Source organism: Carnobacterium iners (assembly GCF_900177385.1).
GTDB classification, from domain to species: Bacteria; Bacillota; Bacilli; order Lactobacillales; family Carnobacteriaceae; genus Carnobacterium_A; species Carnobacterium_A iners.
In genome coordinates this window covers 877687-890807 of the sequence record NZ_FXBJ01000002.1, presented here as the reverse complement: position 1 = coordinate 890807, position 13121 = coordinate 877687, and the positions used below count along the sequence as shown (strand labels likewise).

The window sequence follows — 13121 nt, the reverse complement described above, 5'->3', positions numbered from 1 at the left end:
GTGTGTATTCCTTCCCAACAATTAATGTATCTCTGTTTTTTTTTCTTTTTTTTCAAGATGGTCTTTACGATTTGGGATAACGAATAATACTCCAACAGATAAACCGATTGTCAGCAACACCAACAGTATTTTAACCGGTTGAAACGGGGCAAGTAAAATTGAAATACCCATCAGAATGTAAATATTTATCAGTATTTTCCATTTTTTGTTTTTCGGAATAGATTTTGTTTCAGCATAATCTGATACATATATTTGATAAACCTTGGTATTTTTTAGCCAATCATTAAACTTACTGGAACTGTGTGCAAAACAATACCCAGATAACAATAGAAATGGTGTAGTCGGCAAGATGGGCAGAATTACACCTACTGAACCCAAAAGAAATGAAAAAACTCCAATACTAACTAAAAAATGGTGTTTCATCTGTATTATTCCCCTTCTTTATATAACTATTAATAAATTCTTATATCTATGATTTCAATCCCATTTTTCGCGGGCAAACGGATTTGGTTCATTTGGATCACTTAATTCACCGCGACGGTTCGGTTCACTGATTGACTCAATAAATGGTGTTCCGTTTTGTACATATTCCATGAATCCGACACTTTTACCTTTGCGATTGAAAAGAGGAACATAGGAAACGAAAATTTTACGATCTCCACTTTTTCGTGTGAACCAATGCGTTTCGCTCTTACGTGTGCCATCTGCCAGTTCTCCAGCTAGTTTACCTACAAACTCACGCACATGAGGTGGGTGGCAATCAATAAAGTGACTCCCTAGACTTGCTTGAGAGCGGTGAAACTCATGGTGCTCTTCATTAAAATATTGAAAGCGTAGGTCTGGTCCAACAAACGTAATTTCAACTGGTAACGCATTTAAAACAGCCTCAATTTGTTCAATTGTCAGTGATCCACCTTTAAATTGGATACGCGGCTCTAAGTCTTCTAACTGTGGTTCAGCATCTGGATCGATTTCACCTGTAGCTATACCTAAAGCATAATCCAACGCTTCTTGTGATCCACGAGAAGAAAAAGTTGCTCCCGAAATCGTGTCAATTTGAGAAGATTGTTTACGTAAAACACCTGCAATAATTTCCTCTATCGCTTTGCCACCAATATCAGGCGTTTCTTTTCCCTGGTATTCAATTTTTTCAATTTTTTTTTCACTTACTGTTACATTCAGATTGATTTCACCTTTATACCCATCACCGTTTCCGCTGTATGTTCCAGGTGTGAAATTATGTTCGATTCTCCCTGTTTCTTCATTAAATTCACCATCAATAGGTGCTCTTTCACCACGTGCTACGCCTAATGCATAAGCGACAGCCCGCAAAGTGCCTTCTGAAGCATATGTCGCGCCAGAAACCGTATCGATTTCTATCGATTGTTGTTTAATAATTTCTTCTACCATTTTTGCTACCGCTAATCCACCTTTGTTAGGTGTTTCATTCTCAGAGTAGTTGATTTCTAAAATCTTTTCCTCATCGACTTTTACGTCAACGGTAATATAGTCATGATACCCCGTTGATCTTCCTTTATACGTTCCTGGTTTAAGATTATTCATATTGGCCTCCTATTTATTGTTATCAATTTCACAATATATTTTGTTTGCGTATTTAGTATAAACAAAAAAAGAATTTAAAAAATTGATTTAAATCAATTTTTTAAATTTATAGAAAGAATCTCAAATAGTTATTCAAATAGTTATTAGAGTATGCTAAAATTCAAATGTAAATGATGCAGTAACTTTTTGAAGTTGTAGACAGGTGGATGAGGAAAATCAAACAAAAAATTATTGAGCGAATGGGTACACGAATCAGTCTTTCTATAGTACATCCGGAGGCGGAAAAATTGTTGGAAGAAGCTGATCACATGTTGGCAGACTACGAAGCGCGGTTCAGCGCGAACAATCTTGAAAGCGATTTAATGGCAGTGAATCAGCAAGCAGGACTGAAGCCCGTTTGTGTTGATCCAGATTTGTATGAATTAATCCAAATTGGTAAGGAATATAGTTTGTCTTCTAGACTTGCACTTAATATCACAATTGGACCGCTAATCAAGTTATGGAAAATTGGATTTACTGGCGCTCATGTGCCTGAAAAAAGAGAAATTGAAGAACGGTTAAAGCTGATTGATCCAGCAGATATTGAAATGGATGCTGAGAAAGGAACTGTGTACTTAATAAAAAAAGGAATGGAAATAGATCTTGGCGCCTTAGCAAAAGGATATTTTGCCGATCAACTTAAAAGTTTTTTCCAAAAAGAAGGGGTGCAAAGTGGTTTAGTAGATTTAGGTGGAAATGTGCTGACTATAGGTGAGAATTCAAAACATGAAGACGGCTACTGGCGCGTAGGAATCCAAAAACCTTCACCGGTACGTGGAGCTTTAGTGGGAGCTATATTAGTTAAAGATAAGTCAGTCGTAACATCTGGTATTTATGAACGATCGCTCAAGGTAAATGGAAAAGATTACCATCATATTTTCGATTCAAAAACAGGCTACCCAATTGAAAACGAATTAACCAGTATAACTATAGTTTCGAATAACTCAATTGATGGAGAATTGTGGACCACTATGGCGTTTGGGCTTAGTCCCACCGCTGTCATCCAACATGCTGAAAACATCGCAGGTATCGAAGCTTTTGTTATCACGAAAGACAATGATATAAAAATGACGAGTGGTCTTTCACCATATGTTATCTTACTTTAAGAAAGTATCATGACAAAGCTAAAACAAGTCACTTGACAAATTGTAGGAAACGAGGCTTGGATAGCTAGTTGAGAATATAAAACAAGATCTATTTGTTAGGAAATGTTGCTGCTAAAATTCTTTTATCTTATTTATTTCCCAAAAGGCATAAAACTTGACTACCCTCCCTCATTTAGTTTTATATTCGCATTATAGTTTTCCAGCTACTTTTTTAAGACGAATTTTCTTTATTGTATTGATTTCTAAAATTATTTCTATTTTTACTCCTACTCTCTACATAGATAAAGCGAATAGTTATTATAGAGTACTTTACCCTCTATATAACTATTCGCTTTTTGAGATACTATTCTTCTGTTTTTTCTGAATTAAGGTAATACTTTTTATTTTTCCAATCGTACGGTCGCATTATCATGAAAAATATGTTGCCGATAGATGTAGAGATTCCAATTGATAATGTTATTCTATTTGTGGTTAAATAGATTCAAAATTATCTACAGTTTAAATTACAAATTCAGGCTACTCGGCAAGATATTATCGAAAATGCATAATAACTTTAAAAAATGATTTATCCAATAACTCACTAGTGTTGCATAAAAAATAATAGAGGCAGATTTACAATTTGTTAATTTAATCACAAGTTTCTTTCTTAAATTTTACAAAAAGTTAATTGTTAGCACAGAGGATGATTTTTTCTAGAAAAATTTAATATTATTCGGTTTTATCCACAACGATTTGAGAGGACTACACTTAATCTGGCTCGAATCGTTTCATAAAATACGTATATGGTTCAAATTAAACCGACCGCAGCCATCTCAATATTTAAAAAGAAGTCTGTTGTTCTTCTTTAGTTAGCTAAACTTACAAGAACTTCACAAGAAAATATAGCTTTAGATTTCAATACCTAAGAGTAAGACAGTATATCCCACCATCAAGGCAATTATAAAGCCAAATACTGTAACGATTAACGCAGCTTTTTTGTTAGATACTAGTAATGGGAAAATTCCATCTCCGCTAGTTGCGATACCAGCTGCAATTAAAGCCGCTATCGGGAAATTTGGAATAGTTATAAAGGCAACCGCAACAGAAATCATCCCGCCACAACCCGGTGTTGCTCCTATGATGGCAGCAATGACTACCACAACAAAAGCTGATGAAGTCATCCACGCATCAAAAGTCTCTGGTCCTACTAAAATATCAATACTGTAATTAGCAATTAATAGTCCAGCAAATACATAAACAATGACAGTAGAAATATCGAATACGGCATGTAATAAAGTTGTCCTCATATTGTTGTCGTAAGAACAGTCGTGTCCTTTGTAATTAAATTTATACACGAGATAAAAAATAATCGAAAAAATTGTAAATAAAATGGCTGCCCAAACGGATAAGTCATCATAACCTGTAATACCACCACCCCATAAAGCCATTATTGATCCAGGTAGCAAAAAAGCACTAAAAGTTAGAATAAGATAAAATCCGACGTACTCAACAATTACATATGGTATTTTTGTTACTTTACTTGAGTGGTAGCTTTGTTCTACTATTTTTTCTGGAATCTCATGCGAGTTGATATTTATTCCAATCATATCAACTAGATAACCAAAAATAATAGCGACAATAGCGCCTACTAAATTGACTATTAAAAATGCTTTTAGATTTGCAGCAACACTCGCCTCGTCAGAAGCCCCCAATAACACAAATGATCCTTCTCCTAATGTTGCTATAAATGCAGCAAATAGCCCCCCAAATGATATTTTCCGATTTTTATACATTGATGAAACCACAATTGTCGCGCCGCATCCAGGTATTATCCCCAATAATGCTCCTATGATAGGGTGAGACCAACTCGGTCCTATTTGATTATTTCCTGAGAGTTTGCCTCTTGATGCATACGTAATTAGGTAAACGCCGATAATTGAGATGGAGACATACCCACCTATAACACCGGTAGCTTCAAGATTATCCAGTACGAAGCTCCATAAATTAAAATCCATAAAATGTCTCTTCCTTTCATTTTTCAGTCGCTAACTATTTTCACTAGTGTTGCATGAAACATCATTATGTTTTACAAATTTATTTATATTATTCCAATAAGCAAAAAAGTCCTTCATACTGAGCTCAGATAACTCATCCAAAACCAATAAAAAGGACCTAATTCATAGAATAAGTATAAAACAAATTCAGCTTTTAATAAATGGCTTTCTTTCATTTGTCCAGATTTCGTTTAGTAACCATTCAAGATAAAAAGGGAAAACTCCCCAGTTTAGTACAATTTTTTTGACTGCTCCTCTACTGACAGTGCAGAAATATATCAAGCACGTTGGCAAATAGAACGGTTCTTTAAGCCTATTAAACAACATATGACCCTCAAAAAATTTTTTCAAGAAGTGAAAAAAGGATTGTCAATCAATTTATTTTAGCCATGATTACTAAGTTATTACCCTATTTGATTAAGTTGAAAATAAAAAGTAAACAGTCTATTTTCTAAATCAAACGATTTTTTCATTATCTGTTATTTCAACCCACAGAAGAAAAAGGCTAAATTCCAATTCTATTGGATACTTTTTTTCAATGATTCAAGATTATTTTTCATCACTTGAATATAGTCAACTCCAGCATCTTGTTCTTTTTGTGTGACCCCTTCGATTGGATTTAAAACGGCTAACTCTAGGTTGGCTTCTCTTGCTAACGTTTCTGCTATTTTTGAAGAAGCATTATTTTCAAAATAAATGTAGCGAACGTTATTTTTTTCAGCATATTTTGATAATTCAGCTAATTTAGCTGGACTTGGCTCTAACTCAGGCGATAAACCAGATATTGATATTTGAGTTAAATTATACCGTTCAGCCAAATAAGCAAAAGCAGCATGTTGTGTAATAAACGTTCTATTTTCAGCATTTTCAAAGGTTGCTTTAAACTCTTGATCTAGCTTCATTAATTTTTGATTATACTTTGAAGCATTTTCTTTGTAGATGTCGGCATTCTCTTTATCTGCTTTTGCCAATCCTGATTGGATATTGTCTACTTCAGCTTGCGCTAAGACCGGATCCAACCATACATGAGGATCGATAGCATGCTCGTGTCCTTCTTCAGCATGTTCGTGTCCTTCTTCAGCATGTTCGTGTCCTTCAATTTCTGTTTTTTCGATAAATTCTATTCCTTCACTTGCATTTATGACTGTTACTTTAGTTGTATCAATCGCTTCAAGTGTATCAGGTACCCAGGTTTCCATTTCTTCACTATTATAAATAAAAACATCTGCTTCTTGAATAGCAGCGACAATTTTTGCACTCGGTTCAAAACCATGCGGTTCTGTCCCCGCTGGGATTAACATCGAAACTTCTGCATTATCTTTTACAATGTTTTTTGTAAAATCATACATTGGATAGAAAGTTGTCACAACTTTTAATTTTGTTTTTTCTTCATTACTATTATTTTCTTCTACTTCAGAATCTGTATTTCCACAAGCGCTTAGTAAAAGGAACATTACTATTCCTAATACCGGTAAGAATAATCGTTTACTTTTTTTCATCGTATTCTTCAACTCCTAGTTTTTTATATATAGATTTTAATAAAACATAGAAAAATTTTATTCGTCAGCCCATTCAATAAAAACATCTGTCTCTTTTCATTTTGACCGGCTCCCACAGTTCATTCGCTGTTTTCCATAGAAAGTCTGACCATTATCTGCTTCATAAACTGAAATACATTGATTGTATATTTCCCATTCTTTATCTGGTGTTTTAATTGAATAATCGTTTGTGGGACTCAATTTAGAATGTTGGCACTCTGACGGTTAGAGTACTTTTCTTTTTTAAAGTAGTAATTTGGCAGCATTCTGCGCATGAAAGATATTTTCCCTTATGTGGATTTATGTTATTTTTGGTTTGCGCCATGTATATTCATCCTTATCTATTGAGAGTTAGTGGTAACTTCAATAGAACATGAATTTCAAGTGGCACTTTTTTTAGTTAGCAACGGCTAACTTCATTCTACAATCCAGCGAAACCGTTTATTCTTTAATTCATCTTTTTTTATTTTTCAAAAAATTTTTATTACCTTTTAAAAATTATTTTCCAATTGCTCTAAGTAGTTAGTAGGAATAAAATTGATAGCATTCAATTTTGTTCAGCATTTTTTAGTTTAGTGTGAACTCTTTATCTGATTCCTTTTTTTCTTCTTTTTACATCTAAAATAAATTTTAAAGCACGTTTTTTTGTTTTTATATTTGGACTTTTCATCCTTCGTCTAGCGCTTGATAAATCTTGCTTTTCAGCCATCATATATCCTCCTAATCTTATTCTTAATTTTATTAGCTACCATTTTGAATAACTTAATAATCATTTTTCTGATAGTTCTTATGAGGTAATACATCCTTTGAATGAATCAATTAAAGTTTTATCAGGTGAATGCTTACCAATAAAGACTAAAGCAGAACTTTTTTGTTTATCATCCTAGGGTGAATTAAGTATAGTTTTTAAAGCTATACACACAACTTGAAAGATAACTTGCTTTTCAACTCCACAGATATTGGAAGGATTCCTTTATAGCTCGATAAATCTATTTTCTAAGTCTAATTTCACTTTATCAAGAGGCTCAATTTCTGATAAGATGAACATAGTTGTTTCCTTTAAATAGTAGCGGTACTTATCTCTATTTTCTTAAAGAAATCCGATGTTTTCATTGTTAATATGATTAAACAAGTTTTAATTAAATATATTCGTTAATTTAAGATTTGCTAGATTAATACATTAAATGCAAAGAGAGATTCAATATATCGAGTTTTTTTCAAATTATTTAAAAGTATTTCATCAACTAATTTAGTTTTAGAAACTGGTAATTTATCTGACAGAGTTACTTGACCTAATGCTTCTTCATATTATGAGAGTTGATGTAAAGTATTTTTACTACCGACCATCGAGAGTATACTATTTAAATAAAAATACTCTTATAAAAAGAAATTGGTGTAAAACTTTCAGCAATAGAAGTAGTATTGGCTAAACCGATTATTTTAATAACAGTTCTATCAACAGCAAGATTATGTTCCTACTTTACGATTAAAATTTCATGCAACCTATCAGCTAAATCAGTCCCCATACTACAACGCAAAAAATCGTTATTCATCTGGAATATTTCTTCTTTTATGCCCGAAATAAATTTATAGTCCATACTTATATCCCCAAATTAATTGATAAAAATAGGAATATTTTCATTGTATTGTTTGTGTAAAAGGCTGTTCATGATAATCGTTTTACTGTACCTAAAAATTCAGTAATAGTGGCTACTAGATCTTTCGTATTTATTTAATAACTTCCTAAAAAAATTAACAACTTACCAACTAGCTTTTTTTACACCAGGAATAAGTCCGGCATGAGCTAAATTTCTAAATGTAATTCTTGACACACCAAACTTACGCATATATCCTCTTGGTCGCCCATCTATAACATCACGATGATGTAAACGGGTTGGAGAAGCATCACGAGGCAGTTTTCGTAAAGCAGCATAATCACCAGCTTCTTTTAGTTCTTTTCGAACAGCAGCATATTTCGCAACAGTTGCTTGTTGGCGTTTATGTTTTTCAATTTTACTTTTTTTTGCCATAATTAAATTCCTCATTTCATACTTATTAAAACGTAACGATTACGTTTTGCGATAAAGCTTATTTAACTTAACACCAATTTTGAAACTTGTCAATTTATTTTTGAGAAAAAAATTGATACCAATAAGTCTTATAGTTAAATAAAGCTTGAGCTTCTTTCAGCACAAACTGGTAGTGAAAATAAAAGTAAACGTCAACAGAAGAAAAATATGCTTGCTTTTTAAAATATAGATTGGCAACACTTTATTAGACAGTTTTATAAGGTGTCTAGTTTTATAATCATACGGTTTTAGATAACCGAGAGTTCCGTGTATGCGAATTATTTTATTTATAGCAATGGACGTAGCCCATTAAACCAGATTGTAAACTCAATAAATCTGGAAAACTTTTCTTTCTAGCATATTCTATTTTAAGCACTTTTGATTTCTTATATTCAGTTATTTAATATAAACATATAGCTTATTATAAATAAATCAGCTATTTCTACATAATTCTTGTAGTAAATAGCTAGTTTAATAAGCTTAATGAAAAAAATAAAAACTATATATTGTGTCTCCCTCATAATATGATACAATATATGGTGTAATGTGAAACAAATCAGGAGGTTATTATGAAAATCTACGTAATTAGAATCGACCATACAAATACATAATAGTAAAAGAAAATATGGACGTGAAAAAGTAGATAAGTTTATACTAGAAATGACAAGTAAATCAATATAAATTAGTAGATAGAGCTCTTTTTTTTATTAGTTATTTTTCTAGTATCCTTTACAATCTACTATATATATTTAGAAACTTTATGTTTTATCTATTGGTAGCTCCTATTTTGTATTCTATTAGTTATAAACAGCTAAATAAGCTCTATCTATTTTAATGGTTCAAATTAATTTAATGTTAGGAGGAAACGATTTGTTAACAGTTAGCAAAAAAAACGGCGAACAAGTGCCTTGGTCTCAAGAAAGAATTATTGCAGCAGCCAATAAAGCCAGTAGGAGAGTTTCAGATAAGAACAATCGCTTAACAGACACTCAAACAGAAGACTTGATTTATTTTATCGATAAAGAGGTAGATCGTTTACCTAACAGAGAAGTTATCTCTACTTTAGAAATCCATGATTTAGTTCTAGATGCTTTGCAAAAAGTTAATCTAGCTGTTTATATGGAATACAAAGCTTATCGTAAATATAAAGAGAAATATATTGAAGCTTTTGACAGCGCAAAAGATTTTGCAGAAAAAGTCGTTTATAACGGCGATAAAGAAAACGCTAACCGCGATTCAACCCTTAACTCTACTAAACAAACTTTAATCGCAGAAGGATTGATGAGAGAGCTCATGCTCAAATTTGAACTAGAACCTGAATGGGCGAAAGCTCATCAAGAAGGCTGGATACACATTCATGATCTAGCACAACGGTACAGCTCACAAACCAACTGTTGTTTATTCGATATGGGAAATGTTTTAGCTGGTGGATTTGAATTAAATGGTTCTCGTTACATCGAGCCAAAAAGTGTTCAAGCTGCTTGGGCCGTTGCTGGTGATGTTACGTTAAGCGCTTCTAGTAATCAATATGGTGGATTCACACTTGCAGAAATTGACGGTATCTTAGCTCCTTACGCAGAAAAGACATACAATAAACAGATAGAAACCATTAGTGAACAATTAAAAGATTTTGATGTTCCTCATTCTACTATAGAAGAAATGGCTTATAAAAATACCATGCGCGAAATCGAACAAGGCTATCAAGGATTTGAAACGAAATTAAATACGATTTCAAATAGTTTAGCGCAAGTCCCCTTTGTTACAGTAACGTTTGGATTAAAAACAGATTTCTGGGCTAAAAAGATTTCTAAAACGATTCTTAAAATAAGGGAAAACGGGATGGGAGAAAACGGATTAACGGCTATCTTTCCTAAATTAGTTTTTCTTTCAAGAAAAGATGTCAACGGCGCACCACATTCACCTAACTATGATTTATATTTAGCTGCTATTGAATGCAGCCGGACGAGATTGTATCCCGATTATTTATCTTTAGACGCTGGCAATCTAGGTGAAGTCTACGAACGTTGTGGCAAACCAGTCTCACCTATGGGCTGTAGAGCCTATTTGAGTCCTTTTTATAAACCAGATACAGGTGAAGAAGTTTATGTGGGGAGAAACAACGTTGGAGCTGTAACCTTGAATTTGCCTAAAATGGCGATTGAAGCTGCTGGCAATGTTAAAAAATTTACCGATTTAATCGCTGAATATAGCGAGATGGTTTTTGCCATTCATGAAGATTATTATGAAAGAGCTGGTAAAATAAAAGGCTCTAGTAATCCACTAAATTTTTGCGAAGGCGGATCATGGATGTCTGTTGGCTATGATGAACCTATCGCACCAATATTAAAAGCATCAACAGCATCACTGGGCTACGTTGGTTTAGAAGAAGTTTGCCAATCTTTATTTGGAGGAAGCTTAATACATCAACAAGAGTTTGCTTTAGAGATTGTTTCTTTTTTGAAAAAATTGGTTGATGACGCAAGAGAAGAAACAGGCTATCTTTTTGCCTTATACAGCTCACCTGCTGAAAGTTTGATTTATCGATTTAACGAAATCAATCGCGAACAATACGGTCTGATTGAAAACGTTACTTCTAGAGACTACGCTACAAATTCGTTCCATTTGCATGTTACGGAAGATGTTTCGGTCCCTGAAAAAATTAACTTTGAAGCACCCTTCCATGCTATTGCTACCGGCGGACGTATTTCTTATTGTGAGTTTGCCTATGGTGTAGACAGCAATGTATTGAAACACGCAATTGATTTTGCTATGAGTAAAGGCATGTATTATGGCGTAAACGTTGTATCTGCTACTTGTAATAAATGTTTACATCATGGCGATTTTGACGATTACTGTCCTAAGTGTGATAGTGAAGATATTACGAGTGTTACCCGTGTTTGTGGCTACTTATCCTTTGGTAAAGTAAAAGGTGATAGCCGCTATAATTTAGGCAAACAAGCTGAGATTCGTGACCGTGTGAAACATACCGTTGGTTACGGCGAAGCACTAGCAGAAAAAAATAAAGAATTAACAAGTAAATAAGTAGTGAAATCAGTACTTAGGTCTTTAATCTGGGTACTCCTTTTAACTATAGGAGGCGATTTTTAGCAATGGCGAGATTACACGATTTAAAGCACATAGATTTGGATAACTGTTATTGGGGTATTTCAACATCTTTATGGTTCAATCACTGTCCTCATCATTGCCTTTAACTAGGCTGCTGGAATGCAGAAACGTGGGGCAAAGATGAAGCATTAGAAAGACCTAATCAAGAGATTATCGAAGAAGTTCTTTTTGCGCTTGATGAATTTGGAATGGAAAAGGACTTAACGCTTCTCGGTGGCGATCCCCTTTCACCCTTCAATATAAAAGATCTTGTCGAAATACTAGTAGGCGTGAAAGAAGCAAGACCTAAAACACGAGTCCTTTGCTGGACGGGCTATAAGTGGGAACAATTAGTCAACAATAAGTTACTAGGATCCGCTCTACCCTATATGGATATTTTAATTGATGGGAAATACGAAAAAGACCTTCATATTGAAGGTCACAAATTTGGTAGCTCTAATCAATTGGTTATTGATGTACAAAAAAGTTTAGAATCAGGCGAGAAAATACTGGCACCAGAAAATTATAAAGGTGAATAATCAAGTAAATAGTATCTGTTTAGTTTTTAAATCTTAAAAAAAACAATTTTTATTTACTCGTTCCCAAAAACAGTTGTTTTTGGGAACCTTTTTTTGTAGAAAGTAGAATAATCAAGAACTTGATGTCTTAGATTGAATAAATTCTAGTTCTATAAAAAATATTTTTAACGTGCCACTAAACCTTGTTTCAATAGTTTAGTTGAGTTAAAAGCTAAATAAATCGTACATCGAACCAATATAAATATATTCAAAAATAGGAAGTATTTCTATATTTTGTAGTGTATCGAAAATTATTTTTTTAAAATTATATATTTTACTATCAGATAATAATATTGTAGCAAATGTAGAACAGAAAAATTTAATTTATTTGTTGAAATCCTTAGATTAATATGATAGTTTAATAAATTAAAAGCATCCAATAAGAGTTAAATTTTTAATTCTATTTTATAAATATTTTCAAATAAATTTGTTTACTATAGCCTGTATATTTAATATTCTTTATCCTCAACAATTTAGCTTTACATAGATCTTTAGATAATTACTATTAATCTGTCTCCTGCATATTTTCATTATTGAATTGACTAGTATATATATTTAAGAGCTGTTTACTAACCTCATTTAAATCTCTTTCTGCAGCAATTTCATGTGCTGCAGAAGTTAAATTAGGTAGTTGATTATTTAAGATTTTTTCAATTTTATCCTTAAACTCAGTAAGATTTTGAGCCTTATAGACATTTCTTCCTTCTGTTAACAAATTTCTATAAATAGAGATATCTCTTATAAGAACGGGTATTTTTGAAGATAATGCTTCTAACAAAACAATGCCTTCTGTTTCTTCATAAGTCACAAATAGAAATAAGTCTGCACCACTATAAGCTGACTTTAATTCATCTCTATCAATATAACCAGGAAATCGAAGATTAGTACTTGCAGACTGGATAGACTTTTTAATATTATTAGGTACAATATTCAAATTAGTGTAACCAAACCATAAAAATTGATAATTGGGCATTCTTTTAGCTAATGTTATAAAATCTAATATACCTTTTCTTTCAATATAATGGCCAACAGATATAATAACTTTTTGCGATGGATCAATCTGATACTTAATCCGAAACGATTGGCCCAT

General features: G+C 32.8%; 9 protein-coding genes and 2 pseudogenes. 4 read left to right on the top strand and 7 right to left on the bottom strand.

Translation table 11 applies throughout. The features are described from left to right. Window positions 1-21: 21 nt before the first annotated feature. Window positions 22-423 carry a YbaN family protein gene (locus B9Y54_RS04460; protein WP_085559143.1) on the bottom strand — a complete coding sequence of 134 codons (402 nt, stop codon included), beginning with the start codon at window positions 421-423 and terminating at the stop codon, window positions 22-24. A 54-nt stretch (window positions 424-477) separates the two neighbouring features. Then, the gene (locus B9Y54_RS04455; RefSeq protein ID WP_085559142.1) at window positions 478-1563 is read right to left on the bottom strand and encodes an FMN-binding protein; all 1086 of its coding nucleotides are present in this window, start codon (window positions 1561-1563) and stop codon (window positions 478-480) included. 206 nt (window positions 1564-1769) lie between these two features. Here B9Y54_RS04455 and B9Y54_RS04450 point away from each other — a divergent pair, with 206 nt between their 5' ends. After that, window positions 1770-2708: an FAD:protein FMN transferase gene (locus B9Y54_RS04450; RefSeq protein WP_234987809.1), complete on the top strand. Its 939-nt coding sequence runs from the start codon at window positions 1770-1772 to the stop codon at window positions 2706-2708. An 887-nt stretch (window positions 2709-3595) separates the two neighbouring features. Here B9Y54_RS04450 and B9Y54_RS04445 read toward each other — a convergent pair. Next, window positions 3596-4702: a putative manganese transporter gene (locus tag B9Y54_RS04445; protein WP_085559141.1), complete on the bottom strand. Its 1107-nt coding sequence runs from the start codon at window positions 4700-4702 to the stop codon at window positions 3596-3598. A 297-nt stretch (window positions 4703-4999) separates the two neighbouring features. On the opposite strand from B9Y54_RS04445, the pseudogene B9Y54_RS13155 reads away from it, so the two are divergent. Next, window positions 5000-5128 (top strand): annotated as a pseudogene (locus B9Y54_RS13155) (transposase); the annotation flags it as partial. Window positions 5129-5259: 131 nt separating this feature from the next. On the opposite strand, the gene B9Y54_RS04440 reads toward B9Y54_RS13155, so the two are convergent. The 3 genes from B9Y54_RS04440 to rpsN all read right to left on the bottom strand — a co-directional run bounded on the left by B9Y54_RS04440 (window position 5260) and on the right by rpsN (window position 8309). Then, a complete protein-coding gene (locus tag B9Y54_RS04440; RefSeq protein WP_085559140.1) occupies window positions 5260-6240 on the bottom strand; it encodes a metal ABC transporter substrate-binding protein in 981 nt (326 codons plus the stop codon). 625 nt (window positions 6241-6865) lie between these two features. Continuing rightward, on the bottom strand, window positions 6866-6988 hold the full coding sequence (locus tag B9Y54_RS12305; RefSeq protein ID WP_159446054.1) for a putative metal homeostasis protein: 123 nt from the start codon (window positions 6986-6988) through the stop codon (window positions 6866-6868). 1051 nt (window positions 6989-8039) lie between these two features. Next, entirely contained in the window at window positions 8040-8309 is a 270-nt protein-coding gene (rpsN, locus tag B9Y54_RS04435; RefSeq protein WP_085559139.1) for a 30S ribosomal protein S14, read from the bottom strand. 909 nt (window positions 8310-9218) lie between these two features. On the opposite strand from rpsN, the gene nrdD reads away from it, so the two are divergent. After that, window positions 9219-11390 carry an anaerobic ribonucleoside-triphosphate reductase gene (gene nrdD, locus B9Y54_RS04430; protein ID WP_159446053.1) on the top strand — a complete coding sequence of 724 codons (2172 nt, stop codon included), beginning with the start codon at window positions 9219-9221 and terminating at the stop codon, window positions 11388-11390. Window positions 11391-11575: 185 nt separating this feature from the next. Beyond that, window positions 11576-11992: pseudogene (locus tag B9Y54_RS04425) on the top strand (4Fe-4S cluster-binding domain-containing protein); the annotation flags it as partial. Between the two features lie 544 nt (window positions 11993-12536). Here the strand turns inward: B9Y54_RS04425 and B9Y54_RS12505 are convergent. Next, on the bottom strand, window positions 12537-13121 hold the full coding sequence (locus B9Y54_RS12505) for a glycosyltransferase family 4 protein (protein WP_200805357.1): 585 nt from the start codon (window positions 13119-13121) through the stop codon (window positions 12537-12539).